The organism is Pseudomonas sp. LB3P14, from assembly GCF_054898045.1.
This window is the reverse complement of sequence record NZ_CM142714.1, coordinates 749,940-773,758: the sequence shown is the minus strand read 5'-3', so window position 1 is coordinate 773,758 and position 23,819 is coordinate 749,940. Positions and strand designations below refer to the sequence as shown.

Here is a 23,819-nt window from a genome sequence, read left to right as displayed (position 1 = left end):
TCACCTACCGAAAAAGATAGCCCCAAGGCGGCGCGGACAAGGGCGCCAATTAAAACGATACCGTTCCGTTCTTCTCGTTGAGCTTGTCGCGAATGCGGCGCTTTAATCGGCCCAAGCCTGAAATCAGAACAACAAGGAAAAACCGAACATGCCAAGCGCCGGAAAGATTCCCGCTCACGTGCCTCACGAGCTGGTACATGACTTCGATGTCATCCAGGCTCCCGAGCTCAAGCGCTGCCCGCACCACAATGCAGCCAAGGCCTTGCACGGTGAACGCCCGCCGATTTTCTATACCACCAGCAATGGCGGGCACTGGGTAGTGACCAGCGCCGAATTGGCCACCGACATCATGGCCCACCCGGAACTGTTCTCCAGCAACTCGACCAAATACGACCCCAACCTTGAGCCTGGTGTGCCGCACCTGATCCCGTTGATGGAAGATCCGCCCGAGCACGCAAAATTTCGTCGCTTGATCAATCCGCTTTTTGCTCCAGCCCGGACCGCAGCCATTGAGGAGAAAGTGCGCGAAACCGCCCGGCGCTTGGCACTGAGCGTGAAGGACCAGGGTGGTTGCGAATTCGTCGCTGACATTGCCAAGTACTTCTCCGTTTCGATCTTCCTGGAAATGTGTGAGATCCCGGACGACCAGCGCGAGATTTTCATGGGATGGGTCGAAGATATCTCTCGTGCCGGCTCTCCAGAGGCCATGGGTGCCGGTTACGCCAAGCTGTTCGGCTTCATGCATCAAAAGCTGCAGGAACGCCGTGAGAACCCGGGCGAAGATCTGCTCAGCACCCTGATCCAGGGAAAAGTCGACGGCGAACCGGTACCGGATCAGGCCGCCTTGAGCATGTGCGCCACCGTATTCATCGGTGGCATGGACACCGTGGTTTCGGTGCTTTCGTTCATCATGCATTACCTGGCCGAACACCCGCAGCAGCGCGAAGCAATCACCGCGCAACGTGAAGAACTGGGCAACGATATCGTCGACGAGCTGCTGCGCAACTTCGGTGTGGCCAACATTCGCCGTCTGACCACCGGGGACTTCACCTATCGCGGCGTGCAGTTCAAGCAAGGCGAACGCGTAGTCATCATTACACCGATCCTCAACCTGGACCCGGCCCACACCGAAAATCCGCTAGAGATGGACTTCAGCCGCAAGCAGCCGATGAACCTGATCTTCGGCTCCGGCCCGCACCGCTGCCCCGGTGCACCGCTGGCTCGATTCGAAGTGCGGGTATTCCTTGAGGAGTGGTTCAAGGTGATCCCCACTTTCGGTCTCAAGCCTGATGCCGACGTGCAGGTCGGTACCGGCCTTGTCTGGTGCCCGAATGCCCTACCGTTGGTTTGGAATCTTTGAACCCGTTTTTGGAGACACAATCATGACCAGTATTACCTTGATCCAACCCGATGACAGCGAGCGCGTGCTCGAGAACCTGTCCAACGAGGGTAACGTGCTGCAGGCGGCCCTGGCCAACAACGTCAATGGCATCATCGGCGAGTGCGGTGGCTTCTGCCAATGCGCGTCCTGTCACATCTACGTCGATGAACAGTGGCTGGGCAAACTGACCCCACCTGACGAGATGGAAGAAGCCATGCTCGACTGCACCTACTCGCCGCGCCAGGCCAATAGCCGGTTGTGCTGCCAGATCCAGCTCAGTCCGTCCATCGACGGTCTGGTGGCGCGGATACCGGAGAGGCAAGTGTGAGCAGCCTTGGCACAGTTGTCATCCTCGGTGCCGGGCAAGCAGGCTTTCAAGCCGCCAGCTCCCTGCGCGAGCGGGGCCATATGGGCACCATTGCGCTGGTCGGGGACGAGCCACACTTGCCCTACTCGCGTCCGCCTCTGTCCAAGGCGTATCTGGCCGGCAAGGTCAGTGAAAGCAATCTGGCCTTGCGCCCGGTTGCCTGGTACCAGGATCAGAATATCGAGCTGTACCTTGGCCGGCGAGCTGTCGCGATCGATCGGGCTGCACGCCAGCTCCAACTCGATGACGGCGCCCTGCTCGGTTACGACCACCTGATCTTCGCCACCGGTGCTCGTAACCGAGCCTTGCCGCTCGAAGGTGCCGAGCGTCTGACCGGGGTCTACTCGCTTCGGACACTGGACGATGCCCAACGTTTGCGACAAGCCCTGCCTGCAGCCCGCAAAGCCGTGGTGATCGGTGCAGGCTTCGTGGGCCTTGAGTTCGCCGCCACAGCACAGCAACAAGGCGTGCAGACCACCGTGATCGAAATGCAGACGCGCCCCCTGGCGCGCGCCATTAGCGCCGACATGGCGGCTGTGTTCACCCGCGAGCACAGTCGCCATGGCATCCAGCTAAAATTCGGCGCGGGCGTGCAACGGTTGTTGGAACACCAGGGGCAGGTCTGTGGCGTGGAGCTGGTAGGCGGCGAGCAGATCGAAGCCGATCTGCTGGTGGTGGGAATTGGAGCACAAGCCAACAGCGAATTGGCCCAGGAATGTGGGCTGCAGGTAGCCAATGGTATTGTCGTCGACGAGCAGATGCTGACCAGCGATCCGCACATATCAGCGATCGGCGATTGCACCCAGCATCCAAACGTTCACGCCCAAGGCAGCATGATCCGCCTGGAATCGATTCAAAACGCTGCCGATCAAGCGCGTTGCGTAGCCGCACGCCTCACCGGGCAGGCAGTCGACTACACCAGCCTGCCATGGTTCTGGAGCGACCAGGGGGCCTTGAAATTGCAAATCGCCGGGCTGATCGATGGCAGCGAACAACGGGTGGTGCGTGGCGACGACCAAGGCACGGCCTATTCTGTTTTTTGCTTTCGAGATGAACAGTTGGTGGCAGTCGAGTCGGTCAACCGCCCGCTCGATCATATTGCCGCGCGGCGATTGCTCGGTAGTGGCATTGCGATCACTCCCGAGCAAGCTGCGGACACCAGCATCGACCTGCGCACGCTGCTCGCCGCTGAATCGGTCGTTTAATCGGAGTTGCCTTCCCGCGGAAGGCAACCTTGCAGAAAAAGCCTTGCACATTGTAACGACAGAGCCGCGCGACGCGGCTCTTGAACGATAGCACCCTGGCTGTCGAGCAGGTCGGCAATGGCGAAGAATGTCCCCTGTATGAAATACCCGGCAGCGAACTCTGGATCGTCGATGCTTAGCCGACCCTGGGCGGTAAGCGCCCGCAAATAGTTGGCCAGCGGTACGCACGAGCGATCGAAGAAAATCTTGCGACAAGCCCGCACACTGTCTGGCAAGCGCGCTGCTTCGGCGATCAGCAAGCGTGCCAGGTCACGAGCTGGCGATGCCATGTTGCCTTGGCCCTGGACGAGATTGACGTGAGTAAGAGCAAACTTGGCGAGCACCTCTTCTACCGGCCGGCTCTCATCGAGCAGGTCACCCAGCTCCGGTAACAACTCGCTACTGGCCTCGAGCACAACACTGCGAAACAGGTCAGCCTTGTCGACGAAATGACGGTAGATGGTGACCTTGCTGATACCGGCCGCCAATGCAATCTGCTCCAAGCTCGCACCTTCGTAGCCGTGCTCGATGAAGTGCCGCATGGCAAGTTCGCGCAGGTGACGCAAGCGGTCAGCCACGTCCTCCTTGCGGGGGCGACCGACACCATGGCTTGCTGCATCAGTGTCTGATTTGACACCCATAGCCAACTCCAGTGCTTTGACCGTAAAGGGCGCTCAGGTTAACCGGGTGGTTGATTGGGTATCAATGCTTGAGGAGGGGAATGTTGTCTATGCGGACTGCCTGTGAGTCCTTGGTTTACCGATCGCTGGCAAGCCAGCTCCTACAGGTGTGATGTGATCCTGGTGGGAGCGCTTGCCGGACCGCCGCGATGGGCTGCAAAAGCAGCCCCGGATCTATGCCACGCGACTGCTACTGCAGGAACTTTGCTCCGTCATTGCAGCCCGCGTTGCTGCCGTCACTGGCACCACTTCGGTCGCAGCCGCTACCGGTTTATCCGGCAGCAAAAAGTGCGACAACGCCGGAATCAACACCATAGCCCCAAGCATGTTCCAGATGAACATGAAGGTCAGCAGGATGCCCATGTCGGCCTGGAACTTGATCGGTGACCAGGCCCAGGTAATCACACCGGCTGCCAGTGTCAGGCCAACCAGCCCTACGACCTTGCCAGTGAAGCCCAGGGCATCGCGGTAGGCTTCGCTGAGGGTGGCGCCGGCTTTCTGCCGAGTGATCTGAACCGAGAGCAGATACAAGGCATAGTCCACGCCGATACCCACACCCAACGCAATCACCGGTAAGGTCGCGACCTTGACGCCAATGCCCAGCATCACCATCAAGGCCTCGCACAACACCGAGGTCATCACCAGTGGAATCATCGCCACCAGCACCGCACGCCAGCTACGGAAGGTGACGAAGCAGAGCACAGCCACGGCCAGGTAAACCAGGAGCAACATCTGCCGGTTGGCCTGGTGCACGACGATGTTAGTCGCCGCTTCTATCCCGGACGAACCGGCCGCCAGCAGGAACTGCCGGTCATCAGTGTTGTGTTCGGCGGCGAACGCTTCAACCACTTTTACTACCGAGGTCAGCGTTTGCGCTTTATGGTCGGTGAGGAACGCCAGCAATGGCGCCACCGCGCGCTCCTGATTGGAGAGTTCGGGCTGACTGATGATCACGTTTGAAAAAGCATCGCCGAGGACAAACGGATCACGGTTGATGGTCATCCATTTTGGGTTGCCTTCGAAGTTACCCGCCGTGTACATACGCACCATGCTCGCCGCCGACGAAGTGGTCTGCACACCGGGCAAGCCCCGTAGCTTCTGTTCCAAGCGGTCCATTTCCATCAACGTCGGGAACGATGCGATTCCACCTGGTGGGGTGGTCACAATCACCGCGAACTGGTCGCTGGACAGCCCGTAATTGCGAGCAATGTAAGCGTTGTCCTGATTGTAGCGCGAATCGGCGCGCAACTCCGGTGCGCCCGGATCCAGGTCACCGATCTGCAGGTGTGTGCTGACGATGAAGCCCAGCACCGTAAGCACGCCCGAGACCAGCAGCGCAGCTGTCGCCCAACGACGGGTGGTGAACTTGGCCAACAGATTGATAAGCCGCGCAGAAAGATTACCGCCCCTCTCGGTACTGTCATCCTCCACCAGGCTGCGGCTAGCCGCCTTCGCGCTGACCCCAACATAGGACAGCAGCACGGGGAGCAACAGAAGGTTGGTAAAAATCAGTACTCCCACACCGATGCTGGCAATCATCGCCAGCGAACGAATGACCGGAATATCGATCATCATCAGCACGGCAAAACCCACTACGTCGGCTAGCAAAGCCGTCAGGCCAGCCACGAAAAGGCGGCGAAAGGTATAGCGAGCAGCGACATACTTGTGCGTGCCGCGACCGATGTCTTGCATGATGCCGTTCATTTTCTGAGCACCGTGGGACACACCGATTGCAAAGACCAGAAACGGTACCAGCACCGAGTAAGGGTCGATCACGAAACCAAAGAGTTGTGCGATGCCCAACTGCCAGATGACCGCGGCCAGAGAACACAGCATCAACAGCACGGCACTGCGCAGACAGCGGGTGTAGAGATAAATAACCGCCATCGCGATAGCCGCAGCAGCAGCAAAAAATGCCAGTACTTGCAGCATGCCGGCGATCAAGTCGCCGATTAACTTGGCGAAACCAACGATATAAACGCCAGTGTTGTCACCTTCGAAGCTTCTGATCTTCTGCTCTAACGCCTTGGAAAAAGCGCCATAATCCAGTGGTTTACCCGTGGCTGGATTGGCGTCCAGCAGTGGCAGCACTATCATGCTTGAGTGCTGATCACCGGAAACCAGCGAACCGACGATGCCCGAACGCAGGATGTTGGTGCGCAATTGCTCAATGGTTGCAGCCGACCCATCATAGGTATCCGGCATCACCGGCCCGCCACTGAAACCCTGCTCAGTGATTTCTGTCCAGCGCACGGTCGGAGTCCACAGCGACTTCATGAAGCTACGATCGACACCCGGCATCAAGAACAACGTGTCGCTGATTTTTTGCAGGGTCATCAGGTAGTCAGGGTCGTAAATATCGCCCTTGCGATTTTCCACTACTACCCGCACCGAGTTGCCGATACCACGCAAGGCTTCAGCATTGGCAAAATAGTTGCGTACGAAGGGATGCGACTGCGGAATCATTTTGTCAAAGCCGGCATTGATCTCCAGCTTGAACGCCGACCAGGCGAACACCACCGTCAGCAGCCCACAAATCAGCATGATGGGCAAACGGAAGTTGAAGACCAGGCGCTCCAGCGCCCCGCCGCTGCTGGTATCGAATTCTTTCGGATCCGCTACCACGCACATCGATTGAGTAGTCTTACCCACTACAGACATTTCAGACCTCTCGTACATTCGCCCGGTGCAATCGCAGAAGGTTTGTCCTGCGCGTCACTCGCCGACCCAAAGTCGTTGAGCTGCATTCCTGCCAGGCCGCTAACTGCGACCCGGCCATCATCCAGTGATACCAGCCCAGTCAACAGGGTCGGTCTGGGCGGCATTTTTGCCTCGAAACCGGCCCAGTCCAGGGAACTGATCCACAATCGTCCGGCAACGCTGGCCAGTACGATGCGCCCGTCAGGTAATACCGTGCTGCCGGTCAAGGCCGCGCGCTCAGGGAGCTTCACCACCTGCCAGTGTTGACCGCCATCGCAACTGGCATACAACGCGCCGCGCAGCCCATAGGCCAGGAGCTTGTCGCCCTGGCCGTTGATGCCGAAAAAGCTTCCGGCATACCCCGTTTCCAATGGCTCAAACTGCTGGCTGGTACGATTCAGGCGAAAAACCACGCCTTGCTCAGCGGCGATGTAGAGGTCATTGCCAACCTTGCGAATGGCATTGAGATTAAGCAGGCGCGGATTGTCGATCTGCTCGGAGCCCGGCTGCCAGGACTTGCCGCCATCCTTGGTGATCGCGATGCTGCCGAATGAGCCGATGGCGTAGCCATGGTCGAGGTCATCAAACAACACATCCAGGTATGGCAGGCTTGGGCCTTGTCCATAGTTACGCTCGATTTCACCTAGCCAGACCGCCAGGTCCGCTTCACCTGCGTCGATGCGCTGTTGATAAAACGCCTTGAAGCTCTCGGCGGCCATACGTCCATCAAACTGGCGCTGCCAACTACTTCCGGCATCTTCGCTGTGCAGGATGACGCCGTCATGCCCCACTGCCCAACCGACCTTGTCTGTAGCAAAAAACACAGCAGTCAGGTCGCTCTGCACAGGCGTCTGGACTTGCTGCCAATGCGCCCCCTGGTCGTCAGAGATGATGATCTGGCCATGCATGCCCACCGCCACCAGCCTTTTTCCGGCACGGCTGACGGCCATGGTCGATTTCACCTGCTGTTCGGGTAACTGATCGGCAACCAGGTCCAGCGGATCGACAAAAGCGCTTTTTATTTGCTGGGCCGAAACACTGCTCAAGATCCCGCCCAAGACGACCGCCGCCAGGGCCAAGGCCCGTAGATCGAAGCTTTTCATATACAGGTCCCTTTTTATTGTTGAAGGGTGGACCTTTAAGGGCGAGCGCGGCTTGAACCGGGCCCGCCTCTATTAACGCTCAAGCCATCAACGCAAGCCTTGACCAGCCATAGTCTCGGGCGTGAAACGAGACTGTTGTGGCAGTTCGTCGTAAGGGATCTGATGGGTCCTCGGATCCGCCAGGTAAGCCGTTGCAGCCCAGGAGCCCTTCGTCAGGTCATAGACAAACTGACTTGGTTGAGCGAGACGGGGCATGTCGTATAGGAAGGCGCTTGTGTTGTTCATCACCCGGTAGACTTCATTGCTGTGGTCGTAACCGACAGCCCCCACTTGCTGCCAGGAGTCTTCATCGAAATACATCAGGCGCTTGCTGTAGATATGGCGCTTACCGGGACGCAGTGTGCCTTCAACGACCCACACACGGTGTTTCTCCCATCGCATCAAGTCAGGATTCTCATGTTTGTCACCGAGCAGTCCGGTGTCAAAGAGCGCGCTATAGCTATTGTAAGGAATAAGCATTTCCTGCTTGCCGATCAACTTCCAATCGAAGCGGTCCTTGCGACCGTTGAAACCGCCGAGTTCTTCGAAACTCAACACACCACCAATGGCAGCGGCCGGCGTGTCGTACTTCAATTCCGGGGCAACACGGACGCGACGCTGACCAGGGGTATACACCCAGGTGGTGTCATCCTTGAGCGTGTTGTTGGTCGTCCACTTTTGCAGAAACACCTGGCCAACCTGAGCGGGTGGACCAAAGTACTTGGTCACGCCGGTGAGGTAATTCCAGGTATCGACCGACGTGCTCTTGGGGTCGTAGTAGGCCCACATGAACTGGGTTTCCTGATCACCCACCATGGTCTTGGTGCCGTTGCGGTCAACGAAAAAGGTGTTGAAACGCATATCGATACGAGGCCCCTGATATCGCATGGCCTGGTTCCACAACACCTCCAAGCCGTTCTCCGGCTTGGGGAACGGGATTGCGCCATAGGCGCCTTCAAGGCCATCGCCCGGTTCATCGCCAACCAGCTTGGCTTTGCCGGCATTGTCCAAAGAATTTTTCAGAACCCACCCCGGGTACTGCATGGTTCGGTGACTCTGATACACGTCCATTCGGTAATCGGGGAAGCGTTTGAACAGCTCCTTGACCCCCTCTCCCAATAGATTCTGGTATTGCCCCATGTTCTGGGCAGTGACGCTGTACAGAGGTTTTTCGCCCTTGAACGGATTGGGATAACGCCCACTGCCTGGTACGAAATCAGCCGGGATATTTTTGATTCCGTTCCCCTGATAAGCCGGGATAGAACCGTCCGCGTTGCCCGCTACTTCCGCACCAAACGGGGTCAGATCCTTGCCCAAGGTGCCGCTCGCACCTATCGCAGGCGACACGAGACCACTCCAAAAAAGCGCCATACCCAGCGCAGCCATCGGTTTGAACATCTTCATCGCGTGTTCCTCGTTATTGTTCTTGGGCGAGATTCAGAACGTGGTGTTGAAGGTCAGCGACCACCAATTGCGGTCCTTCATCGAGTACATGTTGTTGCCAGCGGCGGTATAGGTTGAGCCATCGATAGAACTGGTCGCTGTACCGAACGAGCGGCCGTAATAGCCGTTGTACTGCAGCGTCAGGTTGTATCGTTGATACATGACGCCTTTGATCCCGGCGCTGTAGGTGACATCATTCTGGTTGACTGGAACACCAACACTGGCACCATTGCCGTCCAGCCCGTACATGGCGAACAATGGGGTGGAAATGTCGACCCCGGGGAATACTTGCAACCACTGCGGCTCGAATAGACCCGCAATAACAGTGGCATCATCGGTCGAGCAACCGGTGTGACGATCACCGGTACCGCAGGCTGCGGTGCCGACACCTTTGTAAAGTTCTTCATGATCGGTGACATCGAGTTTGTGCACGTAGCCCAATTCGATCAAGGCAGTACCTGTGTCGTAAAATGACGAACGCTCCAGGGCCTTCACCGAGTTCAACACGACGTTGAGGGTGTCGCCGCGCGGACCTTTGGTCTCATCACTCGCGATCACGATGTTTGAGCCATTGAGTGCCGTATTTTTGCGATAACTGACTTCGGCACCCAGGCTGTAGCCACCCAGTTCCTTATCCAGGCTAAGGCCGAACAACTGCGCATGTTCGTTGTAACCCAAGGTGTAGGAGGTCGGAGCGGCCACCACTACACCGGGAGCAACCTGCAGTGGATCGAGGCGAATGAACGGCGAGGAAGCCTGGGTTTCATCGTACTGACGGAAGTAGGCGCCTAGAGTGCCGTCCAGCCAGCTCGGGCTCCAGCGCAGGCTGATACCGAAGTTGTCATTTATGTTGTCCGGTTCTTTTGCGTTGCGGTTCACAGCGCCGCCCAGAGCAACGGCACTGTCCGGCCCGCTGAACAGGAAATCCGCAGGACCGAGAAAGGTACCGCCCTCCGGCATCCGGTTGGGCTCATATTCGAGGAAGTACTGTGCACTGAACGACAAATCATCAGCCAACTGCGTAGTGAAGTTGATCTGCCCGCGTGGCAGTGCCAGTTCCTTGGCCTGGGTGCCGGGTGCTGCCGAGGATTTGATCAGGTCAGTGGCTGTCTGTCCGTTACTGATGCCCAAGGCGCTGAAGAACAGTGAATTACCCCAGTACTGGGTCAACCGACCGACCCGCAGCGACGATGGCCTTTCGAAAATGTCGAAGTTGGTAAACACGAAGGCATCCAGCAGCTGAGTGCCTTCCAGGTAGTATTTCTTGGTGTAGTTGGAGTACTTGCGGTCGTCGTAGTTGCTCGGGTAGCCCGGCTTGGTCTCGGCATCATCGTCGTAGGCATAGTCCTTCCAACCCGAAGCACTGACACGCATCCCGTATTTGTTGTCGTAGACGGCATCGAACTCGGTCAGCAGTGAGAGGCGGTTAGTCACAATGTCACCACGGTCGGCGAACTTGTATTCCGACTCGGCGTGCGCCGGGTCGTTGCCGATTCGGTTGTCCACACTTTGGGCACGCGCCCCCAGGTTGTACTGCAAGGTGTTGTCCCAACGCACTGCCCAATCAGTGCCTGCATCGATTTCGAATGCCTGTGCCGAACCCACTGTGCCGAGCACGGTTGCGACGGCGATGGCAATACTACTGCGACGGTGAAGCCGGTATTTCGATGTGCTGGTGCTCATGCTCCCTCCTGGGGACTGTTTTTGTTGTTCGTCTACTTTTATGGCAAAAATGTATTTTTTGCAAATAGTAGATTGAAAAAACAATCACAGATTTTTTTTAGCTCCCATCGGTTGGCGCATTCACATCCAGTTCAAACACCTCGATAGCTCCCTGCGGGCAAGACTCGGCACCTTCGCGGGCACGCGCTTCCAGACCAGGAGGGACGATTTCTTGTTGCAGTACGACGATGCCGTTCTCATCGAGCTGGTAGAGCTCGGGACAAATCTCGGCACACAAGCCGTAGGCACAGCAGGCGCTGCGATCAACCACGAGCTTAAGTCGGGGCGCTGCGGTATCCACCGCAGGTTGCAGGGGAGTGTTCAATGCCGTCTTCCTCTTATTTTTATAAAGGCGAAAACTTGACTTCTGCGACTAGAAAATCTCAACGATGCGCTCTGTCCGGTATGTTTCTGCCAGGCGAGCATAATGTGTTCGCATTGAACATATTTTGTCAATCAGTTCAATACCCCCTTTGGTCGGTGACATGCCCCTCCCCCTCTCCAATCCATCGGACGGCAAATGCAGCCTCACCTGACAAAATACAGCTTGAACATATTTTGAATAATATGCTTAATCATCACGACCTTCTCCCGAAGCTGAAATACAACAAAAACAAGAGGAGATACCATGCTGATTCCCACTCGGCGCGTGCTGACCGACGGCACTCCCATCGATACGCTGGTCGACCTGCAACGGCGCGAAGTCTCCATGCGCACCTTGCATGACCGCGAAATCTACGAACTCGAACTGCAAAATATCTTTGCCAAGACCTGGTTGCTGTTGGGCCACGACACGGAGATCGTCAACCCCGGTGATTACGTGGTGCGGCACATGGGCGAAGACGGTGTAATCGTTGCCCGCGACCGCAACGGCGAAATCCACGTATCGCTCAACGTCTGCCCGCATCGCGGCATGCGCGTGGCACTCGGCGAATGCGGCAATGCCATGGCACACCGCTGCATCTATCACGGCTGGGCCTTCCGCCCCAACGGTGACTTCATTGGCTCGCCAGTCGAGCGCGAGCAGATGCACGGCGAGATATGCGCCAAGGCCGAACTGGGCCTGCGCCAGGCGCGAGTGGCGGTGTATGGGGGGCTGATCTTCGCCACTTGGAACATCGAAGGCCCAAGCTTCGATGAGTTCCTTGGCGACATGAAGTGGTACCTCGATACTCTGTTCTGTCGCACCGACAAGGGCCTGGAAGTGCTTGGCCCGCCACAGCGTTATGTGATCCCCGCGAATTGGAAGACTGCTAGCGAACAGGCTGCTGCTGACGGCTTTCACACCCTGACTGCACACCGCTCGCTTCTGGAAATGGGCGTGCTCGGTGGCGACGGAGACTCGATTTACGACAAAGCGCCAGCCATGTACGGCTTCGACATTGGCTCGCCCCATGGCCATGCCTTGCGTTGTTTGTCTGCCGAACAGACCTTCAGTCTGGCCATGGGCATGGACATAACCGGAATTCCAATTGAGGAGCGGCTGGACATCCTGCCACCGCCGGGGATCGATGCGACGTTATTGCCGCAGGTGAAGCGCAACATGAGCCCCGAACAACTGAACCTGATGGCCGAGTCGCCAGCCCAGGTCGGCGGACTGTTCCCGAATATTCTTATCGGTTTCATTTATGCACCCCAGCCCGACGGCACCATGAGCTCGGCGCTGTCACTACATGCCTATGTGCCGCGCGGCCCGGATCATTTCGAGTTCATCAACTGGATGTTCGCCGAGAAAGACACGCCTGAAGAACAGAAGCAGTTGATGCTGGCCAATGCAGTCTTTCTGCTTGGCACCTCCGGCACCATCGAACAGGACGATGCGGAGATGTGGCCATTGCAGACCAAATCCGCACGCGGCGCGATCGCTCGCCAGGGCACGCTGAAGTACCAGGCGATTTGCCATCAGGAAAAACCTGCCGACTGGCCCGGCGGTGCCTATGTCTATCCAGGCTTCACCAAGGACGACACCCAGTGGAACTGGTGGAAATACTGGCACCAATTGATGACCAAACAGGACTGATACACGGCACGCGATTGCCCCATGCCAGGAGACTCACTGCATGAATGAAGTAACGCTTACCGCAGATAAAAGCCTGCGGATCGCTACCGGCTGCGAACTGTACAACAGCATTCTTGAATTTCTGATCGATGAAGCCACCCTGCTCGACAACTTCCGGTTGATGGAGTGGCTCGCCTGCCTGACAGAGGACATACGCTACACCGCGCCAATCCGCACCACGCGAATGTTTACCGACAAAGTGTCGACCATCGACCGTAGCTCCCAGCATTTCGCAGAAACCCATGGCTCGATGAGCGCTCGCATATTGCGCCTGGTCAACAGCAAGAGCGCCTGGGCGGAAAACCCGATCTCGCGTACCCGGCGCTTTATCACCAACCTGCGCGCCGAACGTACTGCCAATGCCAATGAATACGCGATCGTCAGCTACATCTATCTGGCCCGCAGCCGTTACGAAGACGCCCACTATGAAGTGCTCACCGGTGAGCGCCACGACCTGCTGCGTTGGACCGATGGCGAATTCAGGCTGGCACGTCGCGAAATCATCCTCGACCAATCGGTACTGGGAATGTCCAACCTGGCGGTGTTCCTATGACCGAGCCGATCATCGTCGTCGGCGCCGGACTGGCCGGCTACGGCGTACTGCGCGAGTTGCGCAAACTCGACCCAAAGGCGTCGCTGGCTCTGGTCGCCGCCGACACCGCCGACTTCTATTCCAAGCCGATGCTGTCCACCGCTCTGGCCAAAGGCAAGAGCGCTGCCCAACTGATCGGCACGCCTGCGGCGAACATGGCCGAGCAACAGCGCAGCACCCTGCACGCCAACACCCGTGTCGAGCGCATCGATGCGCAGACACGCACGCTACATACCAGCAGCGGCGAGTTGCATTACTCCAAACTGGTGCTGGCCCTCGGAGGTCAACCGATCCGCTTGCCGCTCGGCGGCGATGCGGCGCACGAGGTACTTTCGATCAACGACCTGCATGACTACACGCGGTTCCGCGAGTGCCTGAACGGCAAGCGGCACGTCGGCGTCATCGGCGCCGGCCTGATCGGCTGCGAATTCGCCAATGACCTTTGCGCCAGCGGCTATCAGGTCAGCGTGGTCGATCCGCTGGACACACCACTGGCCAGTCTGATCCCGGCGCAGGTCGGGGAACCGCTGCAGGCAGCGCTGTCCGGCCAAGGTGTCGAATGGCACCTGGGCACGGCGGTCGAGGCTGTCTGGCACTGCGACGCCGGCTACGAATTGCATCTGGGCAATGGCCAGCGCCTGCACGTCGACATGGTGATCAGCGCTGTCGGCTTGCGCCCACGCACCGAACTGGCGGATCAAGCCGGCCTCGCGGTGAGCCGGGGCATCCGCGTCGATGCTCACGGTCAGACCTCCGATCCGCACATCCATGCGATCGGTGACTGTGCCGAATACCCGGTCGGTGTCTGCCTTTATATAACCCCGATCATGGCCACCGCCCGCGCCATTGCCGCCTCGCTGCTCGATCAGCCGACGCCGATCCGTTTCCCGCCGCTATCGGTGATCGTCAAGACCAGCGCCTACCCTCTGGCCCTGCTGCGCCCACCTGAGGGTCTGGCCGGCCAATGGCTGGAAGTCGAGCACGATGACAGCGGTATCAAGCTACTGTATTGCGATGTGCAAGGCATGCTCGCCGGTTATGTGCTGAGCGGCGCCAAAAGCAGCCAGCGTGCCAATCTCGACCGTCAGGTGGGCAGCCAACTCACCGCTTAGCGTCGCCACTCCACCAACAATAACAACAGGAGCAACCGCAGTGACTACCCAATCCATCGTTGCCGTGACCGGCGCGTCCGGCCTGGTCGGTATCCCGGCCATCGACTTTCTACTACGCAAGGGTGAACACTTGCGCGTGCTCACCTCCAGCCCCGCCTCGGCCGAGAAACTCAAGGCGCGTGGTGTGCAGGAAACCCTGCTGGGCGACTTTCGCAACGACGCTGACCTCGACCACCTGATGGATGGCGCCACCACCCTGGTGCATATTCCCCCTGCTGTGGCCGAGGACGAACACCTTATTGGCCTGCGCGCCATTGCCGCTGCGCAAAAAGCCAGGCTTGAGCACTTCGTATTCGTCTCCTGCTATCACTCGCTGATCCGCGAACTGCGCCATCACCACAATAAATTACTGGTCGAGCAGACTTTGGCCACGTCCGGACTGACCTATAGCGTGTTGCAGCCGGCGATGTTCATGCAAAACCTCAACTACATCTGGACCAAGATCGAACAGGGCATCTTTGAATGGCCGTGGGATCCGACCAGGAGATACACCATGTGTCGACACCCTCGATCTTGGCGAGGCAATTGCCCGGGTAGTCAACGATCCACGCCTGCGCGGCGGCACTTACGAACTCTGCAGTCCTTCGCCGCCAGGATCGCCGAGCAGCAACTTGGCACCGTTGCGGCTTGAGCGCCGACCTAATCAGGAGAACCATCGATGGGACTACTAGACAACAAAATCGCGATCGTCACCGGCGCCGGCCAAGGCATAGGTCGTGGCATCGCCCGCCGCTTCGCCGCGGAAGGCGCACGGATGGTAATAGCCGAAATCAGCCAGGAGCATGGCGAACGAACCGCAGGGGAAATCAACGAAATGTATCCCGGGCAGGCTCTATTCATCGCCACCGACGTGGCCGACAAGGCCCAGGTACAGCGCGCGGTCGCGCGCACGGTCGAGCACTTCGGCGCGCTGGACATCCTTGTCAACAACGCGTCCGCCGGTTCACCAAACGTGCCACTTGAAGCCAAGACCGATGCCATGCTCGCCCGTACCCTGGGCGCCGGTCTGTGGGGCACCTGGTGGTTCATGCATTTCGCCCTGCCGCACCTGCGCGCACGCGGCGGTGGCCGCATCATCAACTTCTATTCGATCGACGCTGATGCCGCCGCCTGGCTCCATGGCGATTACAACGCCAACAAGGCGGCGATCCAGGGCCTGAGCCGTTCGGCCGCCGCCGAGTGGGGACGTTTCAACATTCTCACCAACCTGATCGCCCCCGCCGCCGCCGGCACCGTTTTCGAACAACTGGAACGTGAGCACCCCGGTTTCGCCGCAGCCGCTGCGGTCAGCAATCCGCTGGGTCGGGTCGGGGACCCGGAAAGCGATATCGCCCCGGCTGTTGTATTCCTCGCCTCCGACCTGGCGCGCTACGTCAACGGTGTGACCCTGGAAGTCGACGGTGGCCAGCATCTGCCGCGTTATCAGAGCCGGCCGGCGAGCCTCGCTGAATTCGAAGTGCTACCAACATAATAAGGAAGAGACGCAATGCACAAGCTCAACCACAAAGTCGCGCTGGTAGTCGGCGGCGGCAACGGAATCGGCGAGCAGATCGCACACACCCTGGCCCAGGCGGGCGCCACGGTGGTGGTCGCCGACTATCGCCTGGAGGATGCCCAACGGGTTGCCCAGAAGGTGATCGTCGACGGCGGTCGCGCCCTGGCGGTGCGCACCGACATCACCGATGAACAAGACGTCTGCGTCCTGATTGATACAGCCGTGGCCCGCTTCAAGCACATCGACATTCTGGTCAACAGCGCCGCCGCCACCGATCCACAGCACATGGCCCGCGACCTCGATATCGTCAACATGGACATCGCCGTCTGGGATCGCACCATGGCCGTCAACCTGCGCGGTGCCATGCTCACCAGCAAGCACGCAATCCCGCACATGATCGCCGCTGGCGGCGGCTCGATCATCAACATCGCTTCGGCGGCCGGTCTGGCTGGCGATCTGGTACGCCCGGCCTATGGCGCCTCCAAGGCGGGACTAATGATGGCCACCCAGTACATCGCCACTGCCTACGGCAAGCAGGGTGTTCGCGCCAATGCCCTCGCGCCCGGAGTTATCATGACCAATGCGCTGAAAGACGCGATGCCTGGCCCACTGCTCGATTTGTTGCTCGAAAGTCATTTGACTCCACAAGCCGGCACACCGCAGGACGTAGCCCAGGCCACACTGTTCCTGGCCAGCGACGACAGTCGCTTCATCACCGGCCAAACGCTGGCAGTGGATGGAGGTTTCTCCAGCCACACGCCTTGCTATGCGGACTTCAACCGCTTGGCGGCATCGGCCAATAGTTGAACGGCATATTTTTTTGAAATAACAAAATCAATAAAACTGCACTATTTGTTTAGTTTATGGTCAACTTGTTCATATACTTGACAACTGTAATGGCTGCTACCTACTTCTCTAAGCAGACCCCTAATCATGACAAAAATGATGTCTTCAGAAACCAAGAAGTCCGTGACCCCGGTGACAACAGAGAAACCCGCTGTGATCAAGCCTGCAGCCGCCAGCGAAAAGCCGGCACCGGCATCGAGCAGCTCACGTTACATGCGTTCGTCGGGGCCGGAGCAAAGTGTCAATCGCATTCTCGATTCCACCCTGGAAGCCATCTCGCGCCAGGGCCTCAAGCACTTGTCCATGAGTGATATCTGCCGGTTTTCCGGTGTCGCCAGAGGCACGCTGTACCGTTACTTCCCAACCAAGGAAGCGGTGCTCGAAGGTATCGCTGAACGGGTCAGCAAACGTTTCGAGGATGGCCTTAACGACGTCTGCGACCCTGCGCACGCGCCCTTTGAACGTTTGAGCGCAGTGCTCAACTTTCTGGCAGACCATTCGCGCGAAGCCAAAGGCGATAACATACTCGAGGTAGAACCCTCTTTCGCCCTGGAATTTATCGGTCGCATGCTACCCCGTTACTCGGAGTGGGTGAGCAAGGCATTGGCACCGATGTTCGACGAAGTAAAAAAACAGACCGGGCAAAATATCGATCGGCTGATCTGGTCCAACTTGCTCATGCGGGTCAACGTCTCAATCTTCCTGCTGCCACCGCCAGACGATTCTGCCGAGCATTTCAAGCAGATGCTCGCCTCAACTGCATTCGCCATGCTCGGCATTGCCCAGTCCCCGCCTGCGGCCGTCGAAAAGAAAAAAGCCGCCCGTACGCGCAAAGCGTAACCCGCCCGCAAGAAAATGGGGTCGCCGCTTGTGGCGCCCCACAAACCTTATTTCCTGATTGATCACTTACGCTGCCGCGGTGCACGGCGCTTTGCTGTGCGCGTCCTTTAATCACGCCAGCGAATTTATTGAACACTTTATACACTTCTTGACCATTATCTTTACTCGATGCTAATTTGACTGAACGGTTCATTCGAGAACCCGCCCGACCGGAAGAGCGCCCGAGGATAAAAATAATGTCGACGAATGAGACTCCCGCCATGAGCTACAACACTGCGGCGGAGCCCGAATTGATCGCCCGCGCCCGTGAACTGCGAAGCCTGTTGCGCGAGCACGCACCACGCCACGAACAGGAGCGACGGGTCAGTAAAGAAGTGTTCCAGGTCCTGAGCGAAGCCGGCTTCTGGGCCATGGCCTCGCCACGCCGTTGGGGTGGGACTGGCACATCTGCCACCACCATGTCGCGGGTCGGCCTGGAGTTGGCCAAGGGTGACCCCGCAGTGGGTTGGGTCTACACCATTCTGCATGGCACTACCTGGGTTGCCAGCCTCGGCCCGGATGAACTGCAGGAAGCAGTGTTCGGCAAAGGCGACCATCACCCCACCATCTGCGGCGTAGCAAGCCCACCCGGCATCGCCGAAGAGGTCGAAGGCGGCTACCGGGTCAATGGCCGCTGGGGCTACTGCTCTGGCTCACGAAATGCCGAGTGGGGCCAGTTCGGCTGCAATATCAAGAAGAGCGACGGCAGCGTGGTGCCTGGGGGCTTTGCGTATCTGCGTATGAGTGATGTCAGCATCGAAGACACCTGGTACATGACCGGGATGCGTGGCACAGGCTCCGAAACCAGTGTGGCCAAAGATGTATTCGTGCCTCACGAACGCTTCTTCAAGGTGGCCGAACTGGGCATGGGCAAGCATCCTGAAGGCAAACGCCATGTCGGTGAGCCAAGCGATTACTGGCCGTTCATGCCATTCCTGCGCGCCACCGCTTTCGGTGTGCTGGTAGGTGTTGCCCAAAGCATTCTCGAACAGGTCACGGTCGCTGCCGGCAAGAAGCCTATCGTCTACACCAGCTACACCCGCCAGAGCGATTCTGCGGCGGTGCAGCACAACCTGGGTGTCGCCGCAGCCAAGATCGAAGCTACGCGCATTCTGGTCGAGCATGAGACCCGCCAGATCGACGAAGTCGGTCTCACACGCATTCCTCTGAGCGCCGCGCAGCGTGCCCAAAGCAAAGGCGTAGGCTCGCTCACCGTGCAGATGCTGACCGAAGCGGTGGACTCACTGATGACGCTGGCCGGCTCCGGTGCCTTCGCCGAGGCCAATGAGCTGTCGCGGTTGTGGCGAGACTTCAACGTAGCCGCACGGCACACCGCCAATCTGCCCTACGTGGGTTATGAAATCTTCGGCAAGAACCTGCTCGGTATCGAACCGAATATCGCACCGCCGGACTTCATCTGAATACCGTGTAATAAAGGGGAGACTAGTCACCCATCTGCATCTCCAACAACAATAATCGAGCAAGGGAATCAGCATGCAAAAGTCGAACGAACTCGAAGGCAAGACCGCCATCGTCACCGGCGCTGTACGTGGCATCGGCCTGGAAACGGTCAAACACCTGGCCGCGGCAGGGGCCAATGTGGTGTTGGCCGGCAACGCCGGAACCCCGCTGGAAAGTGCGCTTTCCGAAGCCCGCGAGTGGGGCAACGTTGTTGGCTTCAATGTCGACATCTCGGATGAAAAAAGTGTCGCCACCCTCTTCAAGTACACTCTCGACACCTTCGGGCGCCTGGACATCCTCGACAACAACGCCGCCCTGCAAGGCCTTCAGGATGATACCGACCTGCTGTCAATGTCCCAGGACGTCTGGGACAGCGTATTCGCCGTCAATGGCCGTGGCACCATGCTGATGTGCCGTCACGCCGTGCAAGCCATGCTCAAGACCGGTGGCGGCTCGATCATCAACATCAGTTCCGGTACCGCCACTGCCGGCCAGATGTACCAGACTGCCTACGCCTGCTCGAAGGCGGCGATCCAGACCCTGACCCGTTACATTGCGACCCAGTATGGCGAGCAAAACATTCGCTGCAACGCCATTGCCGTGGGGCTTGTGCAAACCGAAAAGTTGGCCGCGGGCCTGCCTAAGCCATTCCAGGACATGATCGTCGAGAACAAGCTGATTCGCCGCCTGGGCGAAAGTGCCGATGTGGCGCAAATGGTGTTGTTCCTGGCTTCGGAACGCTCGTCCTGGATCACCGGACAAATCTATCCCGTGGACGGTGGCTTCTTCGCCCACGCACCGCATTTGCAAGGAGAAAGGAAGTTGCTGGCAGCGCTGCATAACGCCTGATGAGGCAGCCGCCTACGATCAGTAGGCGGCTTTTTTACGCTTACAGCATCGACTCGACCTGGCCGCCATCACAGAGGATGGTTTCACCGCTGGTGAACAAACGATCGGAGCACAGCAGTGCGCACAACGCTGCCATGTCCTCCGGCTTGCCCAGGCGGCTCATGGGAATACGCTGGTAGCACCATTTCTCGACCATCTGCTCGTAGCTGATGTTGTTCTCACCGGCACGCACCTGCATCCAGCGGCGGAGCTGTTCGGTCTCGATGGAGCCGGTGGCAATGGTGTTCAGCGTGATGCCGTAGGGGCCAAGATCTGCAGCCAGGGTCTTGGTCAAACCCACTGCGGCGATACGGTGGGTATTGGCCAGGACGTAACCGAACCCTGAGCTTGAACGTACCGGTTGTTTGGCAGTACCGGAGCCCACAGTGACGATGCGGCCCCAACGATTTTCCTTCATGGACGGTGTTACAGCTCGCACCATTGCTGCAAAACAGCTAACCACGATGCGATAGGCGTAGTCGAAGTCGTCCTGAGTCAGGTCCTCGAAACCTCCCGGTTTGGGTGCTACCAGGTTGAACACAGCAATGTCCGGCGCACCCAGTGCGGCGGTGGCCTGGTCGACTACTCGCTGATAATTCTCCAACTCCGTGAGGTCGGCACTGATGCCGATGGCAGTGCCGCCCTTGGCGCGAATCTGCGCCAAGGTTTCATCGATCGCCGCCTGCTCGCGCGCGACCACGATGACCTTGCAACCGTTGTCGGCCATTTCCAGGCTGATGCTGCGACCAATTCCCTTGCTACCACCGGTGACCAAAGCCACCTTGCCAGCAATCTGCAAATCCATGGTTCACCTCGTCTTGTTGTGAATTATTCGGGAGGGTGTAACAGGATCGAGTAGGAGGCGGGGTTGCCCCCGCCGTCCTCTCACACCACCGTACTTACGGTTCCGTATACGGCGGTTCCTGCCTACTGACAAACAACGCCAGCGAGCTTGGTTCCGTTGATGTGTCGCCTGCGGTATCTAAGCGCCCAGACCGGCCCTCGGAGCTTCCGACTCTTACTCCTGATGGTCTCGCCCCCCGCTACGCGGAGTTTCTGCTTTACGCTCTAACAGAGCAGGTTCAGCCCTTCATTACTCCGGTTTCGAGCAACTACTACGGCCTCTGCTGACTTCTGTCGCCCATCCCGTCATCTCGCGACGCCGGTAGCACATGGCAGGCTAAACAGATCTCCCAGGGTAATTCGCGCGACCTTCCTGCTTATGCCTGTCGGATCTACGTCACAGCGTTCCGTGCAAGTATTGGGCTTTGACGATTTGGGCCGTCTTACCCCGCTGCGCCGCCTCTATCCGCTTCCTGTTCGTCAGGCCAGCATTTTGCCTCGGGCTTCCTTCAGATTCGCAGTCACCCACGACACCCTTGCCTCTGGCTAACACTTCCCCTTGCCGGGTGTTGTAGAGGACTTTCACCTCCAAGTCACCAGCGTGGCCACCACAGCAAAGCTGGTTGCGCGTGCGCGCAACGCGCCATGCCTGGCGCACCAAAAAAAAAGCCGGCAGATGCCGGCCAAAAACGCTCAATCAGGCAAGACTTTCCAACAGTTCAGCTGCTGCCTCTGGCTGGCCGACCATCACTGCGTGATCGCCCTCCATGACGTGCACCGGCCAACCCAGGGCCCGCGCTCTTTCGTGCTGGGAAACCATGATGGTATGGGTGCAGGCGATGTACTCCACCGGCAAGGTCACCGTTTCGGCACCTACCGTCACAGGACTTACGTTGGCGCGAGTAGGCATTTCGGAAAGATGGTCGAGCATCCAGGCCTGACGCTCGGCTGACATCAGGAAGGGTTCGGCCTTGGCCATCTCGCGTTGCATCTCAGCGACACCGGAATAGATCGAAGCCTCGCCACGCAACAACGCCGATACAATCGCCTGGCATTGTTCGCGAGTCATGAAGCCCATAGCTTCGGATACCGATTCGCCGGTATTACAAACCAATGCATCGAAGAACACGGCTTTGCGAATCCGGTCAGGGGCAGCCTGGAGTACGCCGGGGATAACAGAACCGGAATAACTGTGTCCGACCAGCACTGCATCTTTGACGTCTTCGTAGAACAACGCGTTGACCACGTCGGCCACGTGAGTGTCCTGATTCACATCCTTGGTGTTGAGGTGTCGGCGTTCGGCGAACCCAGTGAAGGTAATGCTGACGACCTCGTGCCCCCGATTACGCAACAGGTCACGTACCGGATTCCAGAACCAGGCGCCGGCGGCGCCGCCGTGAAGCAATACGAAGGTGGACATGGATTGACCTCGCAACGGTTGAGTTTCAGCGGTTAGGGTTATTGGTCGGCAGGGTGGCTTTGTCGATGGCACCTATCTGGATCATCATGCCAAGCACGTCAGCGATGCTGAAAATGCGCAGAATCTTGCCTTCCTTGAAGGTCACGATGGAGAACCACTCGACGTTGATTTCGTTGCCTGACGGCGCGATACCCATGTAGGGGCCGCCTGTGTGCTTGCCATAGTGATGGCAGTACGCCCAGACCTTGTCGCCTTCTGCGGTAATGTCCTTCACCGAATAGCGGCACGGCGGGAAGGTGCTGTAGTTGGCCATCGGCGACTGCTTCCAGGCCTGATAGCCGGACAGGTCGGGGCGCGATGGGTTGGCGTACTCGAAATCGGGATGAAAGAAACTGTCCATGGTCTCGAAGTCCCCTTTATTGAGGGTCTCTTGCAAATCAACCCAGGCCTTCTTGTTACGTTCTTGTTCGCTCATGGGATCTCCTTGCGCGAGGCGCAGTGCGCTCACGATTGCTGTTTACAACTCGAAATTGGTCACGAAGTCTTCGGGTACCGCCGGCCCCCAGAGATACATCGCGTCCTCGACCGGCTGGTCGCTGCCGACCCAATCCTTGTCGACGGGGATGTAATCCATATCGGCAGAATATTCGGCATGGCTGCCCCAAGGATCGCGCACGTAATGGAAGTAGTTGGCCCCCAGCACATGCCGCCCTACCCCCCAGGCCCGGTCATAGCCGCGCTCGGTCATCTGCTTGGAACCCAGGCCCACGTCCTGCACCGAGCCTACATCCCAACTGCTGTGGTGGAGCCCTGGGCCGCCCGATTTCACCAGCGCCAACAGGTGGTGCTCGCTGCCATGGGCGCCATGCAGGAAGGCGACGATATCGGCTGAGCGGTCGGAGAGGCGCAAGCCCAACGTCCGGTGATAGAAATCGATGGAGTGCTCGACGTCATTAGTGAAGATGGCGATATGCGCGAGGCGCCGGGGTTGCACCAGCGGTGCCTGGCTGCGGCGCACAGTACCGCGCTCACCGGCAGCGCAGGAGTGCGCGGTGAATGCTGATTTGGCGGTGGGTGCCGAGCGTCGCGCCGGGCGGATTTCCAGCAAAAGCCCGGCGGGATCGCGGAACCACAAGCCCTGCTCGTCATTGTGAGCCGGGGGCGGCAACAGCTTGATATCAAGCGACTGCAGGTGCTCGCGAAACCTTGGCAGGTCATCCTCGAACGCACCGAACGAGAGGTACTCAAGGTGCTTGCGAGGCCCCTGCAGCAGGCGGCCCCAACAATGTTGCCGATCCTGGCAATACAGCTCGAGCGTTTCAGTTGAAAACTCGACCCGAAGGCCAAAGGCCTCGTAAAAATCCCAAGCCTCGTCGAGGTCGGGGACCGTCAGGCAAAAATGATCGATCGAATGCACGCCCAGGTAATCCGGACGCCGCGGATTGTTGTGAGACTCAGGCATTTCGCTGCCCTCTTGTTCTTGTT

Annotated in this window: 22 protein-coding genes; 12 read left to right on the top strand and 10 right to left on the bottom strand. The window is 58.5% G+C overall.

Annotated features, from left to right (window positions below; translation table 11 throughout):
- The first annotated feature begins 148 nt into the window (after positions 1 to 148).
- The 3 genes from ACYZT5_RS03615 to ACYZT5_RS03605 are packed head-to-tail and all read left to right on the top strand — an operon-like array spanning position 149 to position 2,953.
- Complete coding sequence (locus ACYZT5_RS03615) at positions 149 to 1,360, top strand: cytochrome P450 (RefSeq protein WP_462049824.1); 1,212 nt, start codon at positions 149 to 151, stop codon at positions 1,358 to 1,360.
- Positions 1,361 to 1,382: 22 nt separating this feature from the next.
- The gene (locus ACYZT5_RS03610; protein ID WP_462049823.1) at positions 1,383 to 1,709 is read left to right on the top strand and encodes a 2Fe-2S iron-sulfur cluster-binding protein; all 327 of its coding nucleotides are present in this window, start codon (positions 1,383 to 1,385) and stop codon (positions 1,707 to 1,709) included.
- Positions 1,706 to 2,953: an NAD(P)/FAD-dependent oxidoreductase gene (locus tag ACYZT5_RS03605; protein WP_462049822.1), complete on the top strand. Its 1,248-nt coding sequence runs from the start codon at positions 1,706 to 1,708 to the stop codon at positions 2,951 to 2,953. The genes ACYZT5_RS03610 and ACYZT5_RS03605 overlap by 4 nt, the downstream gene beginning before the upstream one ends.
- Here the strand turns inward: ACYZT5_RS03605 and ACYZT5_RS03600 are convergent.
- The 6 genes from ACYZT5_RS03600 to ACYZT5_RS03575 form a co-directional block, all read right to left on the bottom strand.
- Positions 2,950 to 3,633, bottom strand: a complete 684-nt coding sequence (locus tag ACYZT5_RS03600; protein ID WP_462049821.1) for a TetR/AcrR family transcriptional regulator — start codon at positions 3,631 to 3,633, stop codon at positions 2,950 to 2,952. The two genes, ACYZT5_RS03605 and ACYZT5_RS03600, sit on opposite strands and share 4 nt — an antisense overlap.
- Positions 3,634 to 3,846: 213 nt before the next feature.
- Complete coding sequence (locus ACYZT5_RS03595; RefSeq protein WP_462049820.1) at positions 3,847 to 6,333, bottom strand: efflux RND transporter permease subunit; 2,487 nt, start codon at positions 6,331 to 6,333, stop codon at positions 3,847 to 3,849.
- A complete protein-coding gene (locus tag ACYZT5_RS03590; protein ID WP_462049819.1) occupies positions 6,324 to 7,475 on the bottom strand; it encodes a WD40/YVTN/BNR-like repeat-containing protein in 1,152 nt (383 codons plus the stop codon). The genes ACYZT5_RS03595 and ACYZT5_RS03590 overlap by 10 nt, the downstream gene beginning before the upstream one ends.
- An 87-nt stretch (positions 7,476 to 7,562) precedes the next feature.
- Complete coding sequence (locus ACYZT5_RS03585) at positions 7,563 to 8,918, bottom strand: DUF1329 domain-containing protein (protein WP_462049818.1); 1,356 nt, start codon at positions 8,916 to 8,918, stop codon at positions 7,563 to 7,565.
- Positions 8,919 to 8,951: 33 nt separating this feature from the next.
- Complete coding sequence (locus tag ACYZT5_RS03580; protein WP_462049817.1) at positions 8,952 to 10,640, bottom strand: DUF1302 domain-containing protein; 1,689 nt, start codon at positions 10,638 to 10,640, stop codon at positions 8,952 to 8,954.
- A 97-nt stretch (positions 10,641 to 10,737) separates the two neighbouring features.
- Positions 10,738 to 11,004, bottom strand: a complete 267-nt coding sequence (locus ACYZT5_RS03575; RefSeq protein WP_462049816.1) for a ferredoxin — start codon at positions 11,002 to 11,004, stop codon at positions 10,738 to 10,740.
- A gap of 303 nt (positions 11,005 to 11,307) precedes the next feature.
- On the opposite strand from ACYZT5_RS03575, the gene ACYZT5_RS03570 reads away from it, so the two are divergent.
- The 9 genes from ACYZT5_RS03570 (at position 11,308) to ACYZT5_RS03530 (ending at position 20,032) form a co-directional block, all read left to right on the top strand.
- Positions 11,308 to 12,699 carry an aromatic ring-hydroxylating dioxygenase subunit alpha gene (locus tag ACYZT5_RS03570; protein WP_462049815.1) on the top strand — a complete coding sequence of 464 codons (1,392 nt, stop codon included), beginning with the start codon at positions 11,308 to 11,310 and terminating at the stop codon, positions 12,697 to 12,699.
- Positions 12,700 to 12,739: 40 nt separating this feature from the next.
- A complete protein-coding gene (locus ACYZT5_RS03565; protein WP_462049814.1) occupies positions 12,740 to 13,291 on the top strand; it encodes an aromatic-ring-hydroxylating dioxygenase subunit beta in 552 nt (183 codons plus the stop codon).
- Complete coding sequence (locus ACYZT5_RS03560; protein WP_462049813.1) at positions 13,288 to 14,442, top strand: NAD(P)/FAD-dependent oxidoreductase; 1,155 nt, start codon at positions 13,288 to 13,290, stop codon at positions 14,440 to 14,442. Before ACYZT5_RS03565 ends, ACYZT5_RS03560 begins: the two co-directional genes overlap by 4 nt.
- 40 nt (positions 14,443 to 14,482) lie before the next feature.
- Positions 14,483 to 15,133, top strand: coding sequence for an SDR family oxidoreductase (locus ACYZT5_RS03555; protein WP_462049812.1), 651 nt, complete (start codon positions 14,483 to 14,485; stop codon positions 15,131 to 15,133).
- Between the two features lie 27 nt (positions 15,134 to 15,160).
- Positions 15,161 to 15,973 (top strand): SDR family NAD(P)-dependent oxidoreductase, encoded by an 813-nt coding sequence (locus ACYZT5_RS03550; RefSeq protein WP_462049811.1) that lies wholly within the window; start codon positions 15,161 to 15,163, stop codon positions 15,971 to 15,973.
- 15 nt (positions 15,974 to 15,988) lie between these two features.
- Complete coding sequence (locus ACYZT5_RS03545) at positions 15,989 to 16,804, top strand: SDR family NAD(P)-dependent oxidoreductase (RefSeq protein ID WP_462049810.1); 816 nt, start codon at positions 15,989 to 15,991, stop codon at positions 16,802 to 16,804.
- Positions 16,805 to 16,942: 138 nt separating this feature from the next.
- Positions 16,943 to 17,683, top strand: a complete 741-nt coding sequence (locus ACYZT5_RS03540; protein WP_462049809.1) for a TetR/AcrR family transcriptional regulator — start codon at positions 16,943 to 16,945, stop codon at positions 17,681 to 17,683.
- Between the two features lie 260 nt (positions 17,684 to 17,943).
- Positions 17,944 to 19,143, top strand: coding sequence for an acyl-CoA dehydrogenase family protein (locus ACYZT5_RS03535; RefSeq protein ID WP_462049808.1), 1,200 nt, complete (start codon positions 17,944 to 17,946; stop codon positions 19,141 to 19,143).
- A gap of 73 nt (positions 19,144 to 19,216) precedes the next feature.
- The gene (locus ACYZT5_RS03530) at positions 19,217 to 20,032 is read left to right on the top strand and encodes an SDR family NAD(P)-dependent oxidoreductase (RefSeq protein ID WP_462049807.1); all 816 of its coding nucleotides are present in this window, start codon (positions 19,217 to 19,219) and stop codon (positions 20,030 to 20,032) included.
- Positions 20,033 to 20,072: 40 nt separating this feature from the next.
- Here ACYZT5_RS03530 and ACYZT5_RS03525 read toward each other — a convergent pair whose 3' ends face one another.
- From ACYZT5_RS03525 to ACYZT5_RS03510, 4 genes are all read right to left on the bottom strand, one after another.
- Positions 20,073 to 20,876, bottom strand: a complete 804-nt coding sequence (locus ACYZT5_RS03525; RefSeq protein WP_462049806.1) for an SDR family oxidoreductase — start codon at positions 20,874 to 20,876, stop codon at positions 20,073 to 20,075.
- 735 nt (positions 20,877 to 21,611) lie between these two features.
- Positions 21,612 to 22,334, bottom strand: coding sequence for an alpha/beta fold hydrolase (locus ACYZT5_RS03520; protein WP_462049805.1), 723 nt, complete (start codon positions 22,332 to 22,334; stop codon positions 21,612 to 21,614).
- 25 nt (positions 22,335 to 22,359) lie between these two features.
- Complete coding sequence (locus ACYZT5_RS03515) at positions 22,360 to 22,809, bottom strand: ester cyclase (RefSeq protein ID WP_462049804.1); 450 nt, start codon at positions 22,807 to 22,809, stop codon at positions 22,360 to 22,362.
- Positions 22,810 to 22,851: 42 nt separating this feature from the next.
- Entirely contained in the window at positions 22,852 to 23,796 is a 945-nt protein-coding gene (locus ACYZT5_RS03510) for a VOC family protein (RefSeq protein WP_462049803.1), read from the bottom strand.
- Between the last annotated feature and the right edge of the window lie 23 nt (positions 23,797 to 23,819).